Below are 26,337 nucleotides of genomic sequence, written 5' to 3'. Positions count from 1 at the left end.
GCGCTGTTTCATCAGATGATGCGGTGGCGATAGTTTTGCCATCTGGGCTGAAACTCACACTGGTAACAACGCCTTGATGCCCTTTCAATTCCGCAAGCTGCTTCCCGTTGAGGTTCCACAACCGCGCTGTTTCATCAGATGATGCGGTGGCGATAGTTTTGCCATCTGGGCTGAAACTTACACTCTTACCACCTGATTCATAAGTTTTCTTTAATTCTGCTAGCTGATTTTCTATCTCCTGTTTTTGTTTATTAACCAGAATTAAATTTTTTCTGGCTTGGTTTGCTTCTTTAAACTTACTTACAGTAAACGAACCAGCCAATACTAATAAACCTATAGACAAAACAGAACTAAACATCAACCTATTCCGCCCTTGGCGAATTTTTTTATCAGCCTCTTGTTGAGCATCAGCTAATATTTGATTTTTCTGCTCAACACGTTTAAGTTCCTCTTCAGTTAACTTTTGTTGCTCACGTACCTTTGCAAGTTCTGCTAACAACTCACTTCCTTGTTGTTGACGAATAAAAGATACTAAATAATCATGAACTAATTGATATCTGTCGGCTGGAGATTCTCGCAATAACAAGACCAGTCCTGATTTGACAAAAATCCCCAACACCAAATCAAGTTTTTCCACTTCTGCAACTAAATCTGCTGCCAACTCAGCACGAGTTTTGAGAGGACGAGTATCGTTTTCATCTGTGAGTAAAAATAAGACTAATCGAGCAACACGCTCATTTTCTGCACCACAATCATTAATAACTGCTTCTAAAAATCGCTCAACTAACTTTTTCTTAGTACCAGCCTGATGATATTTCTCTAAGGTTGTGATTTTCTCTGTTTGCAGTTGCGTCCCAACTACTTGTAATTCAATAGGACGCACTTCCCCAAACTCACCTGCTAAATCCCGTACTAATTCATCAATGAGCAAAGGTTCTAAGTAAAACTGTGTTTTCTCTGTCAAACTCTCGATAACAGATTTAGCATCATCTGGGGAAAAATTACCCAAATAATAGCGGATATTTTTATCAAGAATATTATTATTAATAACGCTTAAATTAAATAAACGGTCTAACTCTAATAAATAATGTAAATAATCTTCTCGTAAAGACAGAATTACCTTGACAAAAGGGATGTCTAAACAAACGCGCAGAAACTCATAAAAGGGTCGTCTTTTCCCTTGGTCGGTATAAACGAAAAATTCTTCAAATTGATCAAAAATTAAGACCGTTAATAAATTACGGTTAGCATTTTTCCGCAACTGTTCTATAATTGCTGCTGTTGACTCAAGATTGACAGTTAATTTCTTACCTCTAACTTCTTCATAACCCTCTGCTAAACTCTGTCCTAATACTTTTATCCAATCTGTATAAACTCGTATTAATAAAGGTAAAGCATCTCGTTCGCCTACAGGTTGTTGTAGTGCTGGTATTAAACCTGCCTGTAAAATTGAGCTTTTCCCTACACCCGACTGACCATGAATTACAATCAATTTATGTTCAGTACTGCTAATTTTGTCGCGCAAACGCTTGACATCCTTCCCACGCCCAGAAGCAGCAATTTCTTGAGCAATTGTTTCAGGACTTTCGATTTGCAGCTGTGCCAAATTAATTACCTGTCGCTGAGGATTGAGATATGATGCACCAATAAAAGCACGAAAACCATATTGCTGTTCAATTTTTAGTTGCTCTTGCTTAATATTGAAAGCATCTAAATATTGACTTTGCTCAAAGTAGAGTAAGCGTAATCTCTCTAAAATAGAAATATATAGTTGTGGATTATATTGAGGATCACTTTCTGATTTGACTGCTGCTAAACTGCTAATTGCTGCTGGAATTTGACCTAATCCTTGTTGTGCTTTCGCTATAATCAATCGATATAAGCTACACTCATGTGAGCGTATATTGGATATGCTAGCTAATATTAGCAGTGCTTGTTGAGCAAGCTGATTTGCTTCATCCCAATGAAACTTTTCTAAAGCTACTTCTGCTAAAAAGCCGTAATCTTGTGCTATTTGTAGAGAATTATCACCATTTTGATGTAGTGTTAAAGCTTCTTGGGCAAGACTTTGCAACTCATCCCAAGCTTTTAGTTGTCGTAGAACTTCACCTAGTTTACTAATATGTTGAGCGACTAAATCTATGCGTTGTGCTTGTTTAAAAGTATCAATGGCTTGCTGAAGATAATTTTTTGCTTCTTGCCAATAGCTTAGATTATCTAGCAGATTTTTTTGAGCTTTTCGGATATGAACTAAGGCGATATTAACTAGTAGTTTGCCTTGTCGTTCTAAATGATTAACTTGTTGCCAATAATCTAAACTTTGTTGATAATGTGCTAAAGCAGTATCTACGCTGTCATATAGATAATCGTGCAAACCAATGACAAATTCTATACTGGCTTGAATTGCTAAGTCTAATAATTCTCCACGGTTTTGCAAATCCTGACGTGCTGTTTCTAATTCCCAGCAAGTTTGAGGGTTTGGAGTGATATTACCAGCAAAGATTGTATCTATTTGTTGTTGCATGAAGTTAATTAAATTATTGGTAGTATTTTGAAAGGCAATAGTGGTAGCCCAATTTTCCAAATCTGCGGCTAAGCGAATGAGTTTTTGAAATACTTGGTCGTTCACCCACAACAGTATTGGAAACTGGAATTTTTTTCTAAACTCTTCTCTAACTTGGTTAGCTGAAGTCAAAACAGTATCGATATCTTTTACTGACTCTAAACCAAAAACCATTAGCGCTGGTGGTTGTTCATCACCGAGTTGTTCAGATATATTTGTGTAAAGTGTTTTGACTGATGCAGGGAGAGTAATTTCACGAATTGTCACAGGAGATATTTGATGCAAACGTTGTACAATGTGTTGACGTAAAGCAATATAATTACAACGCAGTAATATCAGCGAAAATTGTCCTTGAGAAAAAGCGATCGCTCGTACTAGAGTTTTTAATGAACTCTCACTGTCAGCATCTAAGTTTTCTGGTGGTTCGCGGTTATTACTCATAAGACTAATTCGTAATATTTCGACTTCGCTCAGTACAAGTTCGTAATTTGTAATTAAAATCTGGTGTGAAAAGTAATAGCTGTAGCTGTAGGTTGGGTTGAACGAAGTGAAACCCAACATAGGTCTTGGTGTTGGGTTTCGTTCCTCAACCCAACCTACGAACTAAGATGAGTTATAACCCAAATTCTTTAGCCTCTGCCAAAATTGGGTTGATATCAAACCAGGAACCATCCTCGTCACGATATTCAAATACAAACATGCTGCGGAGCAAAAGTTCGTATCTTTCATGACCTCTTAAGTTTTTTTCTTGCGCTACCTCTCTGAGTAATTCCCATTCATCGGGGGTAATTGCTAAAGTTAGTTCATTGCGGCGTTGTTTAATGACTCTGTTTATACACTCCTGCGAAATGGGAGGGTCTTCTTGTTGAAGACAGCGAAATAATAACATGAGCAAGTTACGCAAATGACCACCGCTAACTAAGCACAGTCTTTCTAATGTTTGAGGACTATCAAAGACTTCTGTAATTAAATTACGACTTTGTTCCCAACTCACAGTGGGAAAGGCCCTAGCCATGACCATTTGTTGCAGTAGTGTGACTCCCTGTGTAAATTGAGTCCCATCTTGTAGTTGTACAGGAACCATAGGCAAAACCTTGGGGTCTACGCCAAAGCGATTTGTTAATCTGCCTAATGCGTTGGAAAAAATCAATACTAAGGGAATTGTATAGACAACGTGACAACTTAATTGATTTAACTGTTCACCGCGTTCAACAAATAGATATTCTGGTTGATAATAACCCGATGGCTTTAAAGAATTATCTACCCGGTCGAGATTATCGACGATTACCACCAGTCCTTTTTTACCTTGCTGCTTGAGTTTATCTTTGGCAGGTTTGAGTAATTCTTTGTTAATCGATTCTAAAATGCCGTTGGTGCGTGGTTCTAAATACTGCCGTAACTGACTGCGGAGTTTAGGACTATCCTTAGTTTTAGCCGTAATTTTGGCAATACCTACAGATAACTCAGCCTCTGCGGAAAGGTCTATTGGGGTTTGCAGAAAATCAATAATTTCTGTGAACAGATTTTGAAAGTATCCCGGCTTGATATTAATTTTGATTGCTTCTAAACTTTGACTGACTTCGCGGGCGATCGCCAGTAAAATATCTGTAACATCAACATCAGCCATATCCAACCCTTGGCTGGACTCGAAATAAACCACATGAAACCCCTGCTGTTCCAACTCTGCCTTTAACCGCAGTAACTCAGTAGACTTGCCACACCCGATATGGCCAGTAAATAATTGACAAGTTGGTTCATTCGGTGAAAGGCGGGTAATAGTTCGCCCTAGCTCCTCAATAATCTTACCGCCCCGCACCTTCGAGAAATCAATATAATACTGCCTATCCTCTGCTTTGCTGATTACCAGAGTCTTGCTAGGGTTGCAAGCCTGGAAAAACCTGACTAAATCCAGTTTCATCGCCAATTACCCGAAATCAGCCTAACACGCCCATTGCAGTGATTATACAGATGGCAAAGCGGCTCTTTCGGAATCTTTGGTTTATTGTTATCTATATTATTTTCAATCAGCAACGCTAAATTCCTACAAACCTAACTTCACACCCCGAATTGAATAATCCAACAACTCCATTGGATGCATCACCGAAATTTCTTGACCTTGCAACTTTAAATGCTTAGTAATTTGCAAAGTACAACCAGGGTTAGCAGAAGCAATCAAATCAGCACCAGTATTCAACAAATTCTGTACTTTTTGCTTACCCAATTCCTCAGCCACCTCTGGTTGCAGCATATTATAAACCCCAGCACTACCACAACACAAAGCCGCATCAATTGGTTCCCTCAACTTCACCCCTGGTATTTGCCGTAACAACTGACGTGGTTGCACACTAATCTTTTGTCCATGCAATAAATGACAAGCATCCTGATAAACCAAATTCAAAGAATTATCACTCAAAGGCGACAACTTTGTAGTTAACCCCACAGTTGCTAAAAACTCTTGAGCATCCTTTACCTTAGCAGCAAAATCCTGAGCCTTTTCTCGATACTCTGGGTCATCTGCTAATATATGACCATACTCTTTCAAAGTATGACCACAACCAGCAGCATTAATAATCACAAAATCAACATCAGTCTTGGCAAAACTATCAATCATTTGCCTAGCTAAAGCCTGTGCCTGTACCGTTTGTCCTTGATGTTCAGGAAGTGCTGCACAACAGCCTTGCGATTTCGGAATTACAACCTCACAACCATTCGCCGTCAAAACCCTCACCGTTGCCTCATTCACTGGTGAGAAAAACAGCTGTTGCACACATCCCAAAATCACCCCAACCCGATAACGCTTTTCCCCCTGGGCGCGAATTACAGTTGGTAAATTATCTTGAAAAGATTTGAGAGTAATTGCAGGTAAAATTGACTCCATCGCCGCCAAACGAGGCGATATCTTCTGAAGTAAACCCGTAGCCCGAACCAACTTATCAAAACCCAACCTTTGATAAACCAACAAAGGCACTAAAAATACTCGTAAAACCTTTGGATATGGAAACAGCGAAAATATCAACTTACGAACTAATCTATCAGGCAAACTGCGAGAATAATTTCGTTCCACCTGATGACGAGTTGCAGAAATTAACTTGTCATACTGCACACCAGAAGGGCAAGTCGTCACACAAGCCAAACACCCCAAACAAGAATCAAAATGTTCCGTCGTTGCCGTATTCAGTGCAATTTCACCCTCATTAATTGCATCCATTAAATAGATACGTCCTCTAGGAGAATCCATCTCCTTACCAATCACCCGATAACTAGGACAAGTCGAAAGACAAAACCCACAATGTACACAACTATCAATTAACTTAGGATCAGGTGGATGCTGAACATCAAACCCCTTTAAATTCTTTAAACTAGCCGTTGCACCCTTATCAACAAAACTTTCCGAAACCTGCATAATCAACTCTTCTCCCCTCTGTGTTGGCATCTTGGCGGTTGTTTCTCAAATCCCACCCACAAAACGCCCAGGACTCAAAATACCCTTACCATCAAACTGCTGCTTAATCCCGCCCATCAAATACAAACCATTCCCAACATCACCCCAAACATCCACCTCTTTTTTAACCGCCGCTGGTGCATCTAAAATCGTCAAAAAACCACTATACTTTTGCAGGCGATCGCGCACTGCCAAAACCCGCTCTTTACTTGTAAAATGTAACAACCCCAAACCACTGCTCATATGAATCAAACCCACCTCCACCTGAGTTAAAATCTCCACAGCAGCAGTCGGTAACACTCCTATCTTGCACGTAATTTCAGACTTTGTGGGTTCCAAATGCATTCTTTGTTGCAATCTCTGCCATAAATCAGCCTCATCCTCACCCGTATAAATTGCCCCCTCCAAACCCAACTTTTCCCCCACCTCTAAAAGTCGGTTTGATTGTTCCTTCACACTCTCAACAATACTTTGGAAGCGAGTAATTAATCCCAACCCTTTACCCAAACCCAACCCAGACACCAACTGAGTCGATAACAAATCCGCTTGTGTTGGCGTTAACGCCGAACCTCTTAAAGTATTCGCCGCTTGCGATACAGCCTCCGCCGCACCAGTCAGTACCACCATTGTTGATGCTGCTTGTATCGGGTAAACACGAAAAGTTACTTGACTTATTACTCCTAATGTGCCACAAGACCCAGTAAACAACTTCATCAAATCATAGCCAGCCACATTTTTAACTACTCGTCCCCCCGCCTTCGCAATTTGGCCATCAGCACGGACAAAACTAATTCCTAGTAATTGGTCGCGTACACCACCATAACGTTGTCGCAGAGAACCTGTATCAGCAGTAGCGACAATACCGCCAATCGTTGCTAACTTTGGCTTAGCGGGGTCTAAAGCCAGAAATTGCTGTGATTTGGCCAAAATTGCTTGGAGTTGCGAGAACTTCATCCCAGCTTCTACTGTGACAGTCAAATCACCAACGGCGTGTTCTATGAGTTGGTTGATGCGTTCGGTACTAACCACCACATCAACACCCTTAGCCAAACCACCCCAGTTAAGTTTACTACCACCACCGCAAGGGAGGACGCGCCAGTTATGACTATCAGCAACGGCGATGACTGCGGCTAATTGTTCTTGAGTGTGGGGATAGACGATACAGCTAGGAGGATTTTCAGAAGCTATCGCCTGTTGGATACGTTGTTGCTGAGAGGGTTCGAGATTTTCCCACAGACAAACTGCATTTTCTTCGCCAATGATAGATGCAAGACAAGAAGCGATCGCTTTCATCAGTTTATTTTTTACTAAACGTAATTTTTCCTTTGCTTTTACCTAGTTCCCAGTCCCCAGTCCCCAATCCCCAGTCCCTTTTATCTTCAAAAAATTATAACCTGAAGTTAATCAATTTTTAACTCTTTTGTATAAGCATTCGTAGTAGAAATGCCTGTAAAAGTTAGAGTGATACCATGCTTAAGTTTAGCTGACGCAATCATCATAACACTTGCACAGTAATGTGTATGGGTATTGATACACTCATTTTCACAAGAAAAACGTAGAAATTTCAAGGAGTAACTGTGTTTTTTTTGAAAAAGCTTAATAGAAAGTTTCTCAAATTTTTGAGTGTTACTTTCTTCGTCATCACGTTAGTTTTATACCCCTCTCTTTTGGGACGCTTACCAATAGTTAGCTCACTGCCTTTAGAAAGGAACGCGATCCAAGCGTTGGCGAAGCCACTCCAAAGGAGTATCGCTCCAGAGAATGCATCAGCAATCATGCAATTTGACACTACTCAAGCAGCCTTTGCATCTGGAGGTTCCGACACCAAAGCCGCCAAAAAAGATGCCGTCATTGACTTCTTCAAAATGACGATGGGTGCATTAGCGGGTTTAGTGCTATTTATCTTCGGTGTAACTCGGCTGTCTGAAGGGTTAGAAGACCTGGGGACAGAGCGCATGAAAAATTTCTTGAGCAAATGTACCACTAATCGCTTTGCTGGTGTACTAACTGGGGCGGTAGCAACGACACTCCTAGAATCTTCTTCAGTGACAATCATCATGGTGATTGCCATGGTGAGTGCTGGCGTGCTGACCTTCGTGCAATCCTTGGGTGTAGTACTGGGGTCAAACATTGGTACCGCAGTTGGGGCGCAGATCATCTCTCTCGACATTAAACTGTATGTTCCCTTGTTGATGTTTGCTGGGTTACTGCTGTTATTTCTGGGAAGAACAGATCGCCAGAAAACCATCGGCATTATCATCCTGGGGTTTGGCTTAATGTTTTATGGGCTAGAAGCCATTGACGAAGCGATGAAGCCCTTCCGCACCTATGAGCCTTTCATCAACTGGATGGAAACTCTGGGTAGTAATCCTTTCTTAGGTGCTGTAGTCGGAGCTATTTTTACCATCATTATTCAATCTTCCTCTGCAACAGTGGCGATCGTGATTACCCTGGCAAGTTCCGGCATCATTGCTCTGCCTGCGGGGATAGCAATTATGTTAGGCGCAGAAGTTGGTACCTGTGCTGATACACTACTGTCTACCATTGGTCGAGGAAGCGCGGCTCTCAGAACAGGCGTTTTTCACTTTCTATTTAACTTGATCAGTGCCTCTATAGGGATTATTTTTGCACCTCAACTCGTGCAACTAGCTCAAGCAATCTCTGGTGGTGCAGGTGTAGGACGGCAAGTTGCTAATGCTCAGATGCTGTTTAATATCTTGGGTGTTGTGCTTTTAATTGGCTTTTTGCCTATAGTCGCTCGCCTGTTAGAAAAACTAGTTCCTGATAGTCAAGCCGACCTTGAACGCAAACGTCGGCAGGAAGAAAAGCAGAAAATATCTGAGCAAGTCGGTGCAAGTGCTTAAAGGAGGCAAAACGATCATGGTTTCTCAAACTCGAAGTTGGGCATTTGCGATCTCATTGGTAACTTTGGGATTGGCGGCTTGCAGTAACAATCAAAATGCCGATACAACGGTTTCCTTCCCAGAAGCTGTGAATAAAGCAGAGGAAATCAGTGCTTCGGAAAAATTATCAGGGTCAATCAAGATTGATGGCTCTAGTACGGTATTTCCGATTACTAAGGTGATGACAGAAGCATTCCAAAAGTCAAACACTGGTGTGCAATTCGCAGTAGGAGTGTCGGGAACAGGGGGAGGATTCAAAAAATTCTGTGCCAATGAAACCGATATTACTGGCGCATCTCGCCCCATCAATGCTGAAGAAATGCAGCTTTGTAAGCAAAATAACGTGGAGTTCGTTGAGCTACCTGTAGCCTTTGACGGTTTGGCAGTTGTAGTCAACTCCCAAAACAATTTTGCTAGCTGCTTGAAGTTAGGCGAATTGAAAAAGATGTGGGAGCCAGCCGCTCAAGGCAAGGTAACGACTTGGAATCAAGTTCGTTCTGAGTTTCCTAATCAACCTCTAAGTCTTTACGGGCCCGATACTGAGTCTGGTACTTACGACTATTTTACCCTTGCAGTTGTAGGTGAGGAAGGAAAAAGTCGCAGTGACTACGCTCCTAGCAAAACTGACACCGCTTTGGTAGAAGGAATTGCGGGTAATCCCAATGGATTGGGTTACTTTGGCTATGCCTACTACTTAGCAAATCAAGACAAACTCAAACTTGTAGCTGTTGATAGTGGTAGCGGTTGCGTGCAGCCCAGCCCCCAAACGATCGCAGATTCTCGCTACCAACCACTCGCTCGCCCTGTGTTTATCTACGTCAAGAAATCGGCCGCAGAACGTCCTGAAGTTAAAGCTTTTAGCAATTTCTATCTATCACCAGACAATGCTAATCTCATCCTGCAAGTGGGTGATGTACCGCTACCGAGCATCGCCTTAAAAGCAGCCAGTGGTCGCTTAGATAGAGGTGAAACAGGGACTAAATTTGGTGGTCAAGGTTCTGTAATTGGTGTAAAACAAGAAGCTCTCAATTAGTGTAGAAAGTGCAGCCCAGAGCAAGTGCTGAGGATAAACTTGGTTGCCTAGTGGCTTAGAGCAATCAACACTATCCTAACCTATGTGACTATAGCTGTATCTAAAATACCAATTCAATTTGATTTTCTTAATTACGAATTGGTACAGCACTTTGTATAAAACTAAGAACAAAATGTCAACTAAAACGATTGTTTCTCTTGGCTTGCTGGTGTTCATTCCGATTTCTATTGCCGCCGAGCATTGGGAATGGGGAGCGCTGGCTGTTTTCATCACATCCGCGATCGCGATCGCCCCATTGGCCATTTGGCTAAGTACGGCAACAGAGGAGATTGCAGTCGTTACAGGCCCCTCCATCGGCGGCTTGTTGAATGCTGTGTTTGGCAACGCCACAGAATTAATTATTGCTCTAGTTGCCTTAAAAGGGGGCTTAATCGATATTGTCAAAGCCAGCATCAGCGGCACCATCATCAGTAATTTGCTGCTGGTGATGGGGCTTTCTATGTTCTTAGGGGGACTACGCTATAAAGAGCAAGAGTTTCAGCCAGTAGTAGCACGGGTGAATGGCTCTACCATGACTTTAGCAGTGACTGCGCTTGTATTGCCTGCGCTTGTTACTTACTCCTCTAACAAAGTAAGCACTATCCAAATCGAGAAAATCTCGATTACAACTGCTGTAGTGTTAATCGTTGTTTACGCCCTCACCTTGGTATTTTCCCTCAAAACCCACAGCTACCTCTATGAAGTGGGAATTGTGGAACAACAGGAAAAAACCCCCATGGGTGTAGTTGAGCCAGTTGCTAAACCCAATCTTGGGTTGTGGCTAGGCATCCTAGTAATTTCGACGATCGCAGTTGCCTTTGAGTCAGAAATTTTTGTGGGTGCGGTGGAAGAAGCGACAGCCGGCTTGGGACTCACGCCCCTATTTACTGGTGTAATTCTGTTACCCCTGGTAGGTGGAGCTGCAGAGTATGTCACGGCGGTGCGGGTTGCCATCAAAAACAATATGGATTTATCTGTATCTGTGGCTATGGGTTCTAGCTTGCTGGTTGCCTTACTCGTTGCTCCTATTCTTGTATTAGTTGGAGTTGCGATCGGTCAACCAATGGATTTGAGTTTTGAGTTGTTTGAGGTGGTTGCAGTGACTATTGCGGTTGCAGTTGCCAATCTCATCAGTTTAGACGGTCGCTCTAACTGGTTAGAGGGTATTTTACTCCTGGCGACTTATACTGTTCTCGCAGCTGCTTTCTATTTTAATCCGGCATAGTTAGTTTCATTAACAGTCCTATGCAACCACATTCAGATTTTGATCTATGGGACTCTCCATCCCCACCTCCTGATACTCATGCATCCCCAGCAAATTCATCGAAAACTATTCCCGAACTCAGTGATATTACTGACCTTCATCCAGCACATCAGCGCAGACTGACCGAATCTGCACAATCACAATGGCTGTTATCGCAGGATGCCTCACCCGCCAGTCAGCCCAATGCTACTTTAGCTTTGGGAGTTCTCAAGTCACTGCCAAAAAACTTGCTCATCTTGTTGGCATCTTCCGGGATTTTAATTTTGGGGATGATCCTGGATCATCGTTGGCTAATTGTAGCTGGCATGATCGTAACTTTTTTCATGGCCCTATGGGTGTTGTGGCCTTCCTTGCTGAAAACACTAATTTTTGTGGTGAGTCAAGAGCTATCTCTGCAACTGGCTGCCGTGTTGGGCTTTTTCCTAGTGTTGCTAGGTTATCTGCATTTGACCGGAGTTCTCCAGTCCTTTGTCAGGATATACCAACAAGCCAACTGGGATGCGATCGGGGCGATTGGAGAGGGTATTGTGGGTGCCTTTGGTCAGATTTTAATTGCGATGATTGCGCTCTGGGTTGCTTGGAGACAATACAAAATTGAAAAAGAGCTGACCACCCAGCAAAATCTAATTACTCAACAGCAGACGATCGATACCTACTTTCAGGGAATTTCAGATTTGGTTGTTGATGAACAAGGATTGCTTGAGGACTGGCCCCAAGAGCGAGCGATCGCTGAAGGGCGAACAGCAGCACTTTTGGGTAGTGTTGATCGGCACGGCAAGGCCAAGATTCTGCGATTTTTGTCTCACTCAAATTTGCTGAGTCCCTTACGACGCGATCGCCATTTGGGTCGTGCCATATTGGACGGCTTAGGGGGCTTTGAAGAAGACCGAGAGGAGGGGATTCGAGTCATCAATCTAAAAATGATGTTAGCAGAGACAGACCTGTCTAACACTGATCTGCGCGGAGTAGATTTAAGCGATGCCAGTTTTTTGGCAGCTAACCTGTGCGGCAGCGATTTAACGCAAACCAATTTATCTGGGACTATTTTATGTCAGGCAAACCTCCGCAAAGCAAAACTCGACGGAGCCAGGTTGTTTTACGGCACTCTAGAAAATGCCAGTCCTCGCAGCCGCACGACTCGCCCCAACTTGCAAACTGGGGCATATACAGGTGCTGTGATTGAAGATGCAGACCTAACAGAGGTCAGAGGATTGTCAGCCGAACAGCATTACTACTGTTGTGCTTGGGGTGGTTCCAAAACTCGGGCGACGATTCCCGGTGGTTGTGAAAACATTCCTAATAAACATACTTGATAATCACTAACATTATGGAACTGAAGTGGAAACATTCGTAAACGGAGTATCTCACTTCCTAGTTTGTGGTTTGGGAAGTTTGGGACAGTACTGTGTTGCAGCTCTCAAAAAATTTGGGGGTCAAGTCAGCGGCATTGATATTAGCCAGCCACAAAGCTGGGAAGTCAAAAACTTACCAGATTTATTAGAAAATTTTTTTATTGGTGACTGTCGCCAACCGCATGTATTGCAGGAGGCGCAGATTCAACAGTATCGAGCAGTACTTATAGTCACCAATAATGAACGAATTAATATTGAAACTGCCTTCGCGGTTCGGTTACTCAATCCTCATGTCCGTCTTGTAGTTCGCTCTGCTGAACAGAAACTCAATCAACTGTTAGATGAGCAGTTGGGAAATTTTGCGGCATTTGAGATGAGCGATTTACCAGCACCCGCTTTGGCAATTGCGGCTCTCTCAAATGAAACTCAAGGACTGATTACGCTAGGTGAGCAGTTACTGCGGATTGTGCAATGCCCAATTGACTCGGCCCATCGTTGGTGCGATCGCCGCCTTGTGCAAGAATTAAACAATCGTAACCGTCGAGTGCTGAGTTATTATCCTCGTGCAACAGCCCCACCAACACAGTTTCATCAGTGGGAACCAGATGCGAGAATTCGTGCCGGAGATAGCGTCACCTACATTGAAGTCACCCAGAACTTAGATTATCTGGCTCAAACACCTGTTGTCGGTAAGCCAAAGAAAACAATTAAACAGATCTGGCAACACCTACATCAGCAACTATCAGATTTTGATTTGCGCCAATTTCCATCCCAGTTGCAACAATTCGTAACTCGGCAGCAAACCAAGCGAGCTGGCATCTTAGTTGGTATTACGGTGCTAATGCTGATTGTGTTTGGTACAACCGTTCTCAAAACAGCCCATCCACAAGAGAGTTGGCTGAAGGCTTTGTATGTGACTGGTGTGATGTTGCTTGGCTCCTACGATATTGTCTTTGGTGCCCTCAGTTCCTCGGATACCACACCTATTTGGATGCGGTTCTTTAATTTGAGTTACATGTTGGCAGGCACTGCTTCAGTTGCTGTGTTGTATGCTTTGCTCACCGAAAGCCTATTAGCAGCAAAATTCGAGTTACCTAATAAACGTCCCCCTCTTCCCCAGCAAGACCATGTAGTTTTGATTGGATTAGCTCGCGTCGGTCGCCAAGTCGTTAGATACTTACAAGAGCTAAAACAACCCTTGGTAGGAGTGAGCAACACTGCCTTAGAGCCAAACATTCTGCCAGAAATGCCGCTGATTGTTGGTGAATTTCGGGATGCTTTGTCAGATGTCAATCTGACCACTGCTAGAAGTGTGATGATCGCAACTGACAATGAAATGGCCAATTTAGAAATTGGCTTGATGGTTCACGCTGCTAATCCTGATGCCACACTCGTAATTCAAACGTTTGAGCCAGACTTTAGCAATAATCTCGCTCGCCTCTTACCCTATGCGAAAGTGTTGTGCAGTTATTCTCTAGCCGCTGAAGCATTTGCAGCTGCGGTATTTGGAGATCATATTCTTGACTTGTTGCAACTTCATGAGCGAACGGTGCTAGTGGCAGAATACGAGGTGCAACCAGAGGACGGTCTACAAGGTTTACTGTTGGCTGAAGTCGCTCACGGTTATGGAATAGTGCCAATTCTCTATCAAGATTGCACCCAAACGAATCGCTTACTATTGCCCTCCGATGATATCAAGTTAAATGTAGGCGATCGCTTAATTGTTTTGGCAACTGTAAACAGTTTGCATCAAATTGATCGCCAAGAAAAACTACCTAGAGATTGGCAGGTACATATTGATGCTGCGGCAACGAAAAGCGCTGTATTTGAAGGCGCAAGAGCCATTACCCGCATTGTCGGCTGTAGCATGAGTACAGCAACCGAAGTCATGAACCATTTACCAGCCCTTTTACCCATTCCCCTCTATAAACATCAAGCACTGCGACTTGTGCGAGAACTCAGCAAAATTCAAACTCAAGCCCATTTGGTAATTCGTAATTCGTAATTCGTAATACTTCGACTGCTTCGACTACGCTCAGCACAAGTTCGCTCAGTACAAGTTCGTAATTCAGAGACACTTCAATACTTGTGAGGCAGGCTTAGACAATATATATAGGAATCTTGTTTGATTGTTGAAAAAAATCAGTACGTACCAAAAAGCCTTTTCCCCTACTTCCTACTCCCTACTCCCTACTCCCTACTCCCTGTCAACGCAAATCAGTTAAAAAATCAAAGCGGACTACTATACTTTCATAATTTGGGATACAATACAATGCGATTTTTAAGACATTTATTGAGTTATTTAATCGATAAGCGTAAGAACAAGAATTTCTTAGTTTTTCTTGATGATATAGAAGATTTCTTTGCTAAAATTCTTTCGCTGGTGATGGTTATAGTTATTTTATTCACCATTATAGATTTGGGCATTGTCTTGAGCAAAGAGTTAATTTCCCCCCCAATGGGACGCTTTTCTACGAGTATATTAAAAATCTTTGGGCTATTTTTAAATGTCTTAATTGCTTTAGAAATTACCCAAAATATTACTTCCTATCTCAGCAATCATATTATTCAAATTGAGATGGTAATCATTACCTCTTTGATTGCTGTAGCCCGCAAGATTATTATTCTTGATTTTGAAAAAATTTCCGACACAGAACTCTTGGCACTTGCTGCCGCTATTATTGCTCTTTCAATTTGCTATTGGTTGGTGCGACGCACAAATGCCAAATATCCACCTCATTAACAGCTTGTAAGTAGGTGGACACAATTATTTATTTAATTACGAATTACGAATTACGAATTACGAATTACGAATTATTTAACATGTAATACTGCCTTGCCCAGATAACTTCTATCTAATAGTTTCTGTGCAATTTCAGCTATTTGTGTCCAGTCAGTTTCAATTTCAATAGGAGGATGTAATTGGTCTGCTGCTACTAAGCCTAAAAGCCGTTGTAGTCCTACTGCTGCTGATTCTTTTCTCAGCTCGTGGAACAAAATCAAACCATACAAACTGGTACCACCAGTTCCATAAAAGCTTTGAGCATTGAATGTCACCTCATTTCCGGCTGAGGTGCCAAATAAAACAACCGTCCCATCTTCTGCTAATAAACCGAGAGCTGTTCCCAGGATGTTTCCTCCTACAGACTCGACAATCAAATGGTAGGGGCCATACTGGTTTGCAGAAGATAAATCTTCGCCAATGACTACAGAATGAGCGCCAGCATCTTTCACGAAAGATTCGTATTCTGCACGGCGGATGTGTGCCACTACTTTTGCACCACTGAGACGCGCTAATTGAATCGCAAAGTGACCTACACCACCAGATGCACCCGTGATTAATACTGAGCGACCTAAAAGTGAACCACCTTTGAGTAAGACATGATAAGCGGTTAAACCTGCTACAGGTAATGTGGCAGCTTGAGCAAAGGAAACTGACGGTGGTAATTCTGCTAATGAGTGAGTTGAGACTGATACCAATTCTCCCCAAGCACCAGAACGGAGTAACCCAACAACCCGTTTCCCGACACTAGGCCCTGAACCATCAGCCGCCGGAGTCTCTACGACACCCGCCAAGTCCCAACCCGGACGCCAGCCTGCTTCGGCGATGCTAGAGCGTCTGACTTCTCCTCGGTTGAGGGAAATTGCTGCTACTTGAATCACGGCTTCATTAGCAGCAGGGGTAGGTGCTTTGACATCACGCAATGCTAAACGCCCTGATACATTAGGGTCAACAACGACAGCACGTATTGTACTCATATTGGAAAAACTGAATTAGGTACTTATAGATTAATTTAGTTTGTCTTGAAGATAGGGAGTAGGGAACCACTGCGTTGCGTGGGTATCCCGCGTTGTAGAAAGTGGCGTCGGGGAATAGTGGTTGTAAAATTTTCCCATGATTAGCTGTCTTTTAAATTTTTTAAAGCATACGTCCTTATTTCAATCCTCTAGTTTTAACTATAGGGTATAATTAAGCATTAAGTACTTAGATCACTGAAAACAAATTACCTCAGATCTACTACCAAAGAAAGCTCATTTCCCTCTCTAGAGAACGTGGTACTAGTTTTGTTAGGGGTTTACTATGTGACCAATTATATAAGTGCCATGAGTCTATAAAGGTAAAAACTATGGTGAACAACAAACAATTCACTCCTCATACAACTCAAATTCACCATGTAGATATAGATGAATTAGCTACTATCCGTAATCGCCGCGCACTGAAACGGCTGGTGATACAACAGTCTCTGTCAGACCGTATCCTCAAAACAATTGCGATCGCTTCTTTTGTCAGCACTAGTGTACTCGGAATTGGGGCGCTAGGGTGTTGGGGATTAGAGATTTTTGAAGCAAATACGCAATCGGTGGTAGACACCAAGCACTACGAATGGCAGACAAGAAAACATATGTGCTTGGGATGGACGCTGTTTACTCTATCTAGCTTTTTAGGTAGTGTTTCGTTGGGTAAAAAGTCTCACTAAAGATATCTGCTTTAAACATATTGACGAAGCGATCGCAGCACTATAGCCAAGGTTACTTACGGTTATTGAGTGGTTAATAAACTATTAAGACGCTTTTATTTGCTATGTGTCAACTGCCGAAAGGGAGATTGTGCAATTCAATCTTTTGTTATAAAATTTACCATAAATTATGTAACTTAATATACCATCTAATCTAAATACTGTTTCGTTGAAAGTTTGTAGCACTCACTATGTTGTTTGTGTTAGAGGACTGTTTTTGGCTTGGCTCAGAAAAGAAATCGAATATGAGCCAGATCACAATCTCATGGGTTTATTTGCTTAAAAAATTGGAGTCACACCATTAATGGCCACATTTAGCGTTACTAACACCAACGACAGTGGTATCGGTTCACTGCGGCAAGCAATATCAGATGCCAATACCCTCACAGGAGGGGACATCATCAATTTTGATGGGGTATTTGCTGACAACATCGCTCGGACTATTACCCTGAGTAGTAGTTTACAGATTACAGATGACGTGGATATTCAAGGTACAGATGCTTCCTTAATATCCGTAAGTGGGAACTACTCACAAGATTTGGATGGTAGTGAGAGTGGTTCACGCGTGTTTGAGATTAGTAGTGATACGACTGTGGAGATTGTTGGGTTAACTATCACCAAAGGATACTATGTAAGTATCGATGGCGCTAGTGGCATTTTTAACAATGGCACTCTCACATTGAATAACAGTATCGTCAGTGGTAACGTATCACAAGGTCAAGGTGCTGGCATCTTTAATAGCGGTATCTTGACTGTGAACAACAGTATTATTAGTGACAATAGTGCAGCGTTTGAAATTGTTGAAGGTGGTGGTATCTACAATAGCGGTACTTTGACTGTGAATAAAAGCACCTTCAGCGGAAACACCGCAGGCTTTGGTGGTGGCATCTTTAATACTGGAGTTGCAACTATTGATGAAAGTACTTTCAATAGTAATACTTCATACCAAATTATACTAAATGTTGGTACTATCACTTTTAGAAACAGTACTTTCATTAACAATAATGCTGATGGTTATTTTGGTGGAAGCAACGTTATACTTAACGTTGGTACTGCAACACTCAGCAATAGTACCGTTAGTGACAATTCTGGGGGGAGGGCGTCATTCGGCACCATAGTAAATGAAGGCAACTTCACAATCGCTGACAGCACTATCAGCGGTAACGATTTAGGACAAGGAGGAGCAGGCTACATCAATAACTCTGGCACCATAGCAATCATCAACAGTAGCATTAGCGATAACGATTTTAGCTTTTCTTCAGCTGGCATCTTCAACTCTGGAATTCTCTCAGTAACCACCAGTACTATTAGTAACAACATTACAACAAACAGCGGCATCAATAACTCTGGTACTGCAACGATCGCCAACAGTACTATTAACAATAATGGTGGCGAAAATGGCGGTGGTATCAATAACTCCGGCACTCTGACATTAAATAACAGTACCATTAGCAGTAATGGAGCCGCACGAGGCGGTGGTATTTACAACACTAATAACTTAACTGTAAATAACAGTACGATCGCTTTCAACTCCGGTGAAGGTATCTACAACACTAATCCATCCAATCCTGATGAAGAGATCTACGATACTACCTCTGGAACCAACACTATCTCTGGAACTGCTGTGGTAAATAACAGCATTATTGCTGGCAACATAAAAGATCCTGATACTGATCCTGTCAACAACGATGTGTTTGGTAGTTTTGTCAGTAATGGCTTTAACCTAATTGGCACTCTCAATGGTAGTACAGGTTTCAATGCTAGCGAACAACTGAATGTTCCCATTACCGACGTACTAGATACCGCTTTGCGAGATAACGGTGGCTCATCTAGGACTCATGCCCTTGTCGTTGGTAGTCCCGCAATTAATGCCGGGAAGAATGCAGATATCCCAGCAGATACAGCAGACTTGAATAACAACGGCAACATTACAGAACCAGTCCCCTTTGATGGGCGTGGTCTTGGCTTTGCTCGCGTCGTTGGTGGTAGAGTTGATATCGGTGCTTATGAAACCGCAGTCGATGTTATTGTCATTAATGGCACACCTGGTCGTGATTTTATCAAAGGTACTGCCAATAATGACATCATTACTGGTTTCCAAGGAAGAGATATTCTTACGGGCGGGGCAAGTGCAGATGCGTTTGTTTACACAAGTATCCGAGATGCCGGAGATACTATCACTGACTTTAAGACAGGTACCGATGTAATTGTGCTGCAGAAACTTTTTAGTAATCTTGGCTTGGGTTTTCTCAACTATCAAACTGCGATCGCAAATGGTTACTTGCGTTTTGAAACCAAGGGAAACAGTACAATACTCTCAATTGACCCAGATGGTTCTTTCGGTCGTGGTCGTGCAGTTAAATTTATTGACTTCAACAAGGTATCTGTCACACAGTTAAAAGACGCTACCAATTTTGTATTTTAACCTCAATAAAGAAGCAAGGGAAGGGAGTAGGGAGCAGGGAGAGAATTAACGCGTATAACCAGATTTGGCGGTAAAGTCGTTGTGTACGCGCTTTACTGGCTCTTTGGCACCATTACTTTGCTGTGACTGTTGGGCGTTACGGAGGGTGTGATTGAATACTACCACCTTGAATGCACCTGTGATATCATGTTTGTCTGAAGACTTATCGTTAGGGCTGACGCGGGGACGCGGGGACGCGGGGACAGGGAGAAATTTTAATAATAAGTAATTACCCGAACTTGATATGACTTCTTGTAAAAGCTGCTCAGCTTCTGGGTAGTAGATACGGCGCAGTTCGTCTTTGTCGTAGAAGTCACGGACAGCGCTGTGATGCTCAATAGACCGACCTCTTGCAAAAGTCGGATACTCGCCAGAAAATAAATTTTCTGGCTGATAACTCAAGTCGGTTTCAACCGACTAATAACAGTATTTTTAGTCCGTTTCAACGGACTTTTGCTATTAGGCAGAGACTTGAGTCTCTGACGGTTCAAGTATTTTTGCAATAAGTCTAATGTATGCGAATCTTTGTTGATCCAAGGAATTTACAATTACCCCTCAAGACCAACAACACGAATGGACTCAGTTCCCTACTACAGGGTATCTTCTGTAACTAAACTAGTTCTGCGGAAATAGCAAGCAGAATTTAGTCCCATCGCTTTGCAAGATTCAGCACACTTGCGGCAAACAGCGGCACAAAACATCATCGTGGCATCATTACTCATCTGCTCACAAGCCATAGCGGTGCGATCGCAAATTTCAGCGCACAGACTACAAGCATTACCCATAAACTCGGAACCGTCATCAATCATGTTGACACACATCATGCACATTTCTGCACAGTCACGGGTCATAGACAGCATAGCCATATCTATGTATTTGCCACCTTGACCTTTGCAGTATTTGAGGGTGTCAATGCAAGTGGTTTGGCATTCGATGCAGATTTGTTTGCAAGCTTGCATTTCGGCGAGTATGGATTCGGTTGTCATCATTGGAGTAGCCCCCCTGCTTTCGTTATCTTAATGTATGGCTTATTTGCAAGGTAAAGCCTTATTTTAGAGAAATCAAGAGTTTTGATAATTCCTATATTTACAAGGTCACTAAATCGATCTACTTAATGTAAATTAAGCTGCTTCTAGATATTTTCACCAATTTGCAGTAGTTAAAAACTTTGTCAATCAAGGATTAAAAAGATTTTGTTGTTTACGGACAATTACTTATACTAAGTTAACTATCTATCAGATATCAAGATTTTAGCTATCTGCTTACCTACACTTTTGACTTCCTAATCGGAAAGCGATTAATCAACGGGACTACTTTTAGTTCCGAGTCTAAAACTTGTGAAACTTTTATCTAATAAGGCTTCTAGGTATTTGGCTCATTGATAAGTCTATAACTTCAAAAAATGCCATGAGTATATATTCTTATTATCAATAAATATCAAGATTTCATGACAATTAGGACTAATCCCCAATCCCCAATCCCTTACATTTCTTTACAAAAAATACTTGCGTTTTCTAATTAACTATGCAAAAGTACTATATACAATCTACTTTATTCCTACCGACTTGCAGTAGTTTGCAATAATGACCTTGTAAATACTTATCTGGTGGAGTTTTGGGATTACTCAAATTTGGTGGGGCATAAAGGTAAATAGCCTGAATTTAGAGGTGTTATTGACCTTTTAGCAAACTTACCACAAAAGAATAATTGCTTAATACAGGGTCAACAAGGGAGGTTTTGGTATGGGTTCACAATTGCGGGGAATGCATTTGCAGCTCGAAGAGTTAACAAAATCATTTGGCACCAAAATTGAAAACGGTAAAATTGGCATGAATGTAGAGATTAACTTGCCACGTCCTCGTCCCAGAGGAGATGCAGAATTTGCCCAGACTGTCGAGAAAATTTTACAACGAGTCATGGGTAAACAGGAACGCGATCGCCTCTATAAATATGCCCTCACCTCAGAAGTTGCATAAAACCTCAACAACTCTCTGGGCGACAAACACTTTGCTCAACGGGGGAAACCCCCGCACACAAGTGCCCTCCTCTGCATCTGTGCGTGAAATATTTATACATTCAGCAACACCAACAATTAAATACTGGGAATTGGGGAAACCATACCTGTACGTGTTAACACTGCTCCTAACTGTCACCATGTTTTTCTAATCCTCCAATTCCCCTTTCCTCATCCATATTCACCACAAGGAGAACAACGGTTAATGGTACAACTCTTAGTTAAAAAAGAGTCACAAGACTGGATTAAAATTGCTACCTCCCTGTCAACAGAACTAGCTGCCACCGCAGTAGAAAGAGATATCAAAGCAGGGCTTCCAGACTTAGAAATCCAACGCCTACGAGAAACTGGCTTGCTACCTTTGGTTGTACCAAAAGAATATGGTGGTACTGGTGCGACTTGGACAGAAGCTTTAAAAATTGTCCAGGAACTCTCAAAAGTAGATGGTTCTATTGGACAGTTGTATGGCAACCACCTAAATTTAACAGCTTTAGCTCATGTTTCTGGAACACCAGAGCAAAAACAGAGATATTATCGGGAAACCACCGAGAAGAATTTATTTTGGGCCAATGCCATCAACACCAGAGATACCAGACTCAAAATAACTCCCAACGGAGAACATTTTCGGGTTAGTGGGGTGAAAAGTTTTGGCACAGGCGTTGCTATTGCAGACTTGCGCGTCTTTAGTGCTGTTCAAGATGGGGTAGAACTGCCGTTACTGTTCGTCATTCCTAAAGATAGAGCTGGCGTTGTTTCTAACCAAGATTGGGATAATATAGGGCAACGACGCACAGATAGCGATACATTCACCTTCCGCGATGTTTTGGTGAAAAAAGATGAAATTTTGGGATATTCTCATCCTCCTGATGGTGCTTTTAGTACATTTCTGGGAATCATAGCCCAACTGACAAAAACCTACATTTATTTGGGAATTGCCGAAGGAGCATTAGCAACTGCTAAACAATACACTATTACTCAGACTAAACCTTGGATTACGTCGGGTGTAGATAGTGCGACCCAAGATCCTTACATTCTGCATCATTATGGGAAGTTATGGACACAATTGCAAGCAGCAGTTAGTTTAGCTGAAAAAGTTGCTACCCAAGTGCAACAGGCATGGGAGAAAGAAGTTAACCTGACTGTTGAGGAAAGAGGAGAGGTAGCAATTGCAGTTTTCGCTGCGAAAGCTTTTGCTACTAGGGTTGGTTTGGATATCACCAATAGTATTTTTGAAGTTATGGGAACTCGTTCTACAGCTAATAAGTACGGCTTTGACCGGTACTGGCGAGATTTGCGTACTTTCACTCTTCATGACCCTGTAGATTATAAGTTGCGCGATATCGGTAATTGGTTGCTTAATGAAGAATTACCTCCGGTAACGCAATATTCTTAAGCCAAAGTTTCCGCCACATAGACCTCTCATCAGTTATGTAAGGTGGAAAACCCACCTTATTTCCTTATTTGTTTATTTCACGCAGAGGCGCACAGAGATGAGTTATGGATAGTGAGAGAGCATTTAAATTTAAGCGTCGGTCTTTTAAGTTTGCTTTTGGGAAACATCAAAATATTACTCGTCGTTCTGCATTATTTGCTCTTGGTTATGGTTTAGTACTGTCTACTACGCTGTTTAGTTGTAGTCAATCGCCAAGCAATACTCAGCCACAAGCCGCTACATCTAGTACAGTTAAGACAACTGGTAATAATGGGAATAAATTAGTCAGAATTGTACGTTCTAAACAACTTACTGCTTTAGCAGTTTTGGAACAAAAACGTATTCTCGAAAAACGCTTAGAACCTCTAGGTTATAAAGTAGAATGGCCGGAATTTGCTGCCGGGCCGCAACAGCTAGAAGCGCTGAATGCTGGTGGACTAAATATTGCCTCTACAGCCGAATCACCTGCTATTTTTTCCCAAGCAGCCGGAACGCCTCTTGTTTATTTAGCAGCTAATTCCTCTGATGGGAGAGCAGTATCGCTGTTAGTTCCGTTCAACTCTTCTGTGAAAAGTGTTAAGGATTTAATAGGGAAAAAAGTTGCTTTTCAAAAAGCATCTATTGGTCATTATTTACTACTAAGAGCATTAGAAAGAGAAGGGCTGAAACTTACTGATGTAGAATCAGTTGCTCTCCCACCTCCCGACGCAAACGTGGCATTTAGTCAGGGTAAAGTTGATGCTTGGTTTATCTGGGAACCTTTTGTTACTAGAAATGTTCAAAATAAAGTTGGTCGTGTGCTAACAGATGGCGGTAATGGTTTGCGAGATACTAACAACTATTATTCCACTACCCGCAAGTTCTATGAGGAAAATCCAGAAGTGATCAAAATATTTTTGGAAGAACTGAATAAAGCACAAAATTGGGCTAATAATAATCCCAAAAAAATTGCAAAATTACTTGCTCAAACTACTCAACTCGACGCAGTTACTTTGGAAAGTATGCATGAAAAATATGATTTTTTTCTAGTAGCAATCACAGAAAAAATTATTAGCAAACAACAAGAAGTTGCAGATAAATGGTATAGTTTAAAACTCATACCCAAAAAGGTAAATGTCAGAGACGGCTTTTTGACTCCTGAACAATACACTGAAATTACTCCTCAAGAAGTACTTGCTAAAAAGTAGTTATTAAGGTGTGTCAGTACAAGTAATTTCTTAGATTTTTATGTCTTCTATTTTGGTGGGTGTGCGCTTTTCTTTGGGTATTATGTGGCTGACAAATTGGCCATTTTGACGAAGTTGTTTGATATAGTATATAATATACATTAATAATATCGATTTAGTGTTGTTTTATTGAATTGTGGTTTCAAAGGGTAATTAAGATGGCATTAGCACAGAATATAACAACTCACAAAACTCAAAGGAAAAATTACGATTATTTGAGTAATTTACTACAACTGATAACATTGTTTAAAAAGCTGTGGTGGCACACTAAAGCATATACAATAGTTTTTAAATTTATGCTGCTAACTTTTGCTAGTCTAGGCTTTTTATATATTCATTGGTCTGGGCGAAAGTTAGCTCAAGCTTCTCATAATAACTCTGTTTTGGAACAAGAATGACTCCATCTAGAAGTTTGCGATTTGTATCTTATTTATCTCCTAATTGGTTTAAATTTTATCAAGCGATCGCAGCTTATTTAAGTCGAATTTTAGCAGTAGAAACTCAACTACATCAAGGTGAATGCGATCCCCTTGAAGATTCTTTACTGTTTGAAGACAAAATAGATCTAGCGTTTATTTGTGGATTACCATTAATTCGTTATTGTCAGAGTGTTTCAGACCAATTGCAGACATTAGTCGCGCCTGTGATGCAGGCATCTCGTTATCAAAATCGTCCTATCTATTTTGCAGATGTAATTGTGAATGCAGATAGCGATATTAAAGTGTTTGCAGATTTAGCACAGAAAACATTTTGCTACAACGACCTTGGTTCAAATAGCGGCTACAACTTGCTTCGCCACAAATTAATTCAAGAAAAATATTCTTTTGATTTTTTTGCGAAGACAATACAATCAGGCTTTCATCAGCGTTCAATTCGCTGGGTGGTTGAGGGATTGGCCGATTGTGCAGCAATTGATAGTGTAGTGCTAGGACAAGAATTACACGATTTTCCTGAACTAGCACAGCATTTACGCGTGGTAGAAGTCCTTGGCCCTTCCCCCATGCCACCGATAGTAGCAGCACGGCATTTAGGTATATCTTTAATTCAGCAAATACAATTGGCCTTACTCCGACCAGATGCAGAATTACAAAGAGTGATGGAACAATTCGGAGTCAGACGTTTTTCCGCAGTGGAATTAAAAGATTATCAAGTACTGAGTGCTGAGTCAGTAAAAAGTTTGAATTTTACCCACTAAAGTTTAGTTGTCCATTGAATTTGAGGTAAGTTTGACGAAAACTTGCTTCCTCTTGGTTGTGCCCAAACATTATTTAATGTAAAAGTTACTGAGGTAGCTTCATTGCTAATCGGTGAAGACAAAATATAATTAATCTTGATCCGGCCTTGTGGAGGCACAGTTTTACTAAGACCTGTGCCATGCATCGCTAAACTGTCTAACTCATAAGTGTTGTCAGAGTCATCAGAAATATCAAGTCTACGAGTAGAAATATCAACAGATTGATCTGGCGTACTATTAGTCAGTAATAGCGTAAACTTATTACTGCCACGCTGTAATCCTGTTACTGTTGTTTGCAACTGAACATTTGAGGTAGATCTTTCTAAAGAAGGTACATTTCCAAAAGAGGGTATATTTCCGAAGGAGTTATTAGACTTGGGAGTACAAATAATTGTAATTGTAGCTCCTTGACCCGTAGCTACATTAGGGTTACAGTCGCCATTTCCTGATCTTTGAATAATACCAGAACCAGGCTGATCGTTATCACCTGGATTACTGGGTTTTACTGTTTCTGTTGCAGAGGGATTTGGTTTAGAAATTTCTGTTGTAGAGGGACTTGGTGAAGTTGTTGGCTGCGGATTTGTCTTTGAAGAACCGTTAATAGCTTCGATTAATGCAGGTATTCCACCTGTCCCCAAAGTGGCAGTTAAAATGCCTGCTACGGCCGTGATAAAGGCAGTAACTCCCACTAATAGTTTAGCTGTGTTGCCTGATTTAGATGACATTTCTACAAATAACTATTTTGACTGGCTTGAAGTTGCGATCGCAACGCCAGTTAACTTCATACAATTTATGCCTAATTCCTAAAAATTATCCAGATTTTCAGCTTTAGCAGCATAATACGCTTTTAAATC

General features: G+C 41.6%; 21 protein-coding genes. 13 read left to right on the top strand and 8 right to left on the bottom strand.

The features are described from left to right. The 4 genes from AC5JMF_RS24745 to AC5JMF_RS24730 form a co-directional block, all read right to left on the bottom strand. A partial coding sequence (locus AC5JMF_RS24745) for an nSTAND1 domain-containing NTPase (RefSeq protein ID WP_495798356.1) occupies window positions 1–3,004 on the bottom strand: 3,004 nt, incomplete at its 3' end. 172 nt (window positions 3,005–3,176) lie between these two features. Beyond that, window positions 3,177–4,481, bottom strand: a complete 1,305-nt coding sequence (locus tag AC5JMF_RS24740; protein WP_495798355.1) for a P-loop NTPase fold protein — start codon at window positions 4,479–4,481, stop codon at window positions 3,177–3,179. A 123-nt stretch (window positions 4,482–4,604) separates the two neighbouring features. Further along, on the bottom strand, window positions 4,605–5,966 hold the full coding sequence (locus AC5JMF_RS24735; RefSeq protein ID WP_495798354.1) for a (Fe-S)-binding protein: 1,362 nt from the start codon (window positions 5,964–5,966) through the stop codon (window positions 4,605–4,607). Window positions 5,967–6,011: 45 nt separating this feature from the next. Then, the gene (locus AC5JMF_RS24730; protein ID WP_495798353.1) at window positions 6,012–7,298 is read right to left on the bottom strand and encodes an FAD-binding oxidoreductase; all 1,287 of its coding nucleotides are present in this window, start codon (window positions 7,296–7,298) and stop codon (window positions 6,012–6,014) included. Window positions 7,299–7,780: 482 nt separating this feature from the next. Here AC5JMF_RS24730 and AC5JMF_RS24725 point away from each other — a divergent pair, with 482 nt between their 5' ends. The 6 genes from AC5JMF_RS24725 to AC5JMF_RS24700 all read left to right on the top strand — a co-directional run bounded on the left by AC5JMF_RS24725 (window position 7,781) and on the right by AC5JMF_RS24700 (window position 15,339). Then, on the top strand, window positions 7,781–8,869 hold the full coding sequence (locus AC5JMF_RS24725; RefSeq protein ID WP_495798352.1) for a Na/Pi cotransporter family protein: 1,089 nt from the start codon (window positions 7,781–7,783) through the stop codon (window positions 8,867–8,869). Between the two features lie 16 nt (window positions 8,870–8,885). Next, complete coding sequence (locus tag AC5JMF_RS24720; protein WP_495798351.1) at window positions 8,886–9,941, top strand: PstS family phosphate ABC transporter substrate-binding protein; 1,056 nt, start codon at window positions 8,886–8,888, stop codon at window positions 9,939–9,941. Between the two features lie 172 nt (window positions 9,942–10,113). Beyond that, a complete protein-coding gene (gene cax / locus AC5JMF_RS24715) occupies window positions 10,114–11,205 on the top strand; it encodes a calcium/proton exchanger (protein WP_495798350.1) in 1,092 nt (363 codons plus the stop codon). A gap of 20 nt (window positions 11,206–11,225) precedes the next feature. Beyond that, window positions 11,226–12,557 (top strand): pentapeptide repeat-containing protein, encoded by a 1,332-nt coding sequence (locus tag AC5JMF_RS24710; RefSeq protein WP_495798349.1) that lies wholly within the window; start codon window positions 11,226–11,228, stop codon window positions 12,555–12,557. A 25-nt stretch (window positions 12,558–12,582) separates the two neighbouring features. Beyond that, on the top strand, window positions 12,583–14,601 hold the full coding sequence (locus tag AC5JMF_RS24705; RefSeq protein WP_495798348.1) for an NAD-binding protein: 2,019 nt from the start codon (window positions 12,583–12,585) through the stop codon (window positions 14,599–14,601). Window positions 14,602–14,868: 267 nt separating this feature from the next. Next, window positions 14,869–15,339, top strand: a complete 471-nt coding sequence (locus AC5JMF_RS24700; RefSeq protein ID WP_495798347.1) for a phosphate-starvation-inducible PsiE family protein — start codon at window positions 14,869–14,871, stop codon at window positions 15,337–15,339. A gap of 71 nt (window positions 15,340–15,410) precedes the next feature. Here AC5JMF_RS24700 and AC5JMF_RS24695 read toward each other — a convergent pair whose 3' ends face one another. Then, complete coding sequence (locus AC5JMF_RS24695; protein ID WP_495798346.1) at window positions 15,411–16,355, bottom strand: zinc-binding dehydrogenase; 945 nt, start codon at window positions 16,353–16,355, stop codon at window positions 15,411–15,413. Window positions 16,356–16,723: 368 nt separating this feature from the next. Between AC5JMF_RS24695 and AC5JMF_RS24690 the strand changes: the two genes are divergently transcribed. Together AC5JMF_RS24690 and AC5JMF_RS24685 are read left to right on the top strand one after the other, a co-directional pair. Next, window positions 16,724–17,074 carry a hypothetical protein gene (locus AC5JMF_RS24690; protein WP_495798345.1) on the top strand — a complete coding sequence of 117 codons (351 nt, stop codon included), beginning with the start codon at window positions 16,724–16,726 and terminating at the stop codon, window positions 17,072–17,074. 343 nt (window positions 17,075–17,417) lie between these two features. Beyond that, on the top strand, window positions 17,418–19,538 hold the full coding sequence (locus AC5JMF_RS24685; protein ID WP_495798344.1) for a beta strand repeat-containing protein: 2,121 nt from the start codon (window positions 17,418–17,420) through the stop codon (window positions 19,536–19,538). Window positions 19,539–19,583: 45 nt separating this feature from the next. Here AC5JMF_RS24685 and AC5JMF_RS24680 read toward each other — a convergent pair whose 3' ends face one another. Both AC5JMF_RS24680 and AC5JMF_RS24675 read right to left on the bottom strand, forming a co-directional pair. Continuing rightward, window positions 19,584–19,979 carry a hypothetical protein gene (locus AC5JMF_RS24680; protein ID WP_495798343.1) on the bottom strand — a complete coding sequence of 132 codons (396 nt, stop codon included), beginning with the start codon at window positions 19,977–19,979 and terminating at the stop codon, window positions 19,584–19,586. A 188-nt stretch (window positions 19,980–20,167) separates the two neighbouring features. Beyond that, window positions 20,168–20,566: a four-helix bundle copper-binding protein gene (locus tag AC5JMF_RS24675; RefSeq protein ID WP_495798342.1), complete on the bottom strand. Its 399-nt coding sequence runs from the start codon at window positions 20,564–20,566 to the stop codon at window positions 20,168–20,170. Between the two features lie 753 nt (window positions 20,567–21,319). Here AC5JMF_RS24675 and AC5JMF_RS24670 point away from each other — a divergent pair. The 5 genes from AC5JMF_RS24670 (at window position 21,320) to AC5JMF_RS24650 (ending at window position 25,444) form a co-directional block, all read left to right on the top strand. Beyond that, on the top strand, window positions 21,320–21,553 hold the full coding sequence (locus AC5JMF_RS24670) for a hypothetical protein (protein ID WP_495798341.1): 234 nt from the start codon (window positions 21,320–21,322) through the stop codon (window positions 21,551–21,553). Between the two features lie 243 nt (window positions 21,554–21,796). Next, a complete protein-coding gene (locus AC5JMF_RS24665) occupies window positions 21,797–22,984 on the top strand; it encodes an acyl-CoA dehydrogenase family protein (RefSeq protein WP_495798340.1) in 1,188 nt (395 codons plus the stop codon). 104 nt (window positions 22,985–23,088) lie between these two features. Next, on the top strand, window positions 23,089–24,210 hold the full coding sequence (locus AC5JMF_RS24660; RefSeq protein WP_495798339.1) for an aliphatic sulfonate ABC transporter substrate-binding protein: 1,122 nt from the start codon (window positions 23,089–23,091) through the stop codon (window positions 24,208–24,210). Between the two features lie 197 nt (window positions 24,211–24,407). Beyond that, the gene (locus tag AC5JMF_RS24655) at window positions 24,408–24,647 is read left to right on the top strand and encodes a hypothetical protein (RefSeq protein WP_495798338.1); all 240 of its coding nucleotides are present in this window, start codon (window positions 24,408–24,410) and stop codon (window positions 24,645–24,647) included. Beyond that, window positions 24,644–25,444 carry a PhnD/SsuA/transferrin family substrate-binding protein gene (locus AC5JMF_RS24650; RefSeq protein WP_495798337.1) on the top strand — a complete coding sequence of 267 codons (801 nt, stop codon included), beginning with the start codon at window positions 24,644–24,646 and terminating at the stop codon, window positions 25,442–25,444. The genes AC5JMF_RS24655 and AC5JMF_RS24650 overlap by 4 nt, the downstream gene beginning before the upstream one ends. Here the strand turns inward: AC5JMF_RS24650 and AC5JMF_RS24645 are convergent. After that, window positions 25,441–26,208 (bottom strand): hypothetical protein, encoded by a 768-nt coding sequence (locus AC5JMF_RS24645; RefSeq protein ID WP_495798336.1) that lies wholly within the window; start codon window positions 26,206–26,208, stop codon window positions 25,441–25,443. The genes AC5JMF_RS24650 and AC5JMF_RS24645 overlap by 4 nt on opposite strands. Window positions 26,209–26,337 lie beyond the last annotated feature (129 nt).

Source organism: Desmonostoc vinosum, assembly GCF_059505385.1.
The sequence above is the reverse complement of the archived record's forward strand: the minus strand, read 5'-3'. Positions and strand labels throughout refer to the sequence as shown.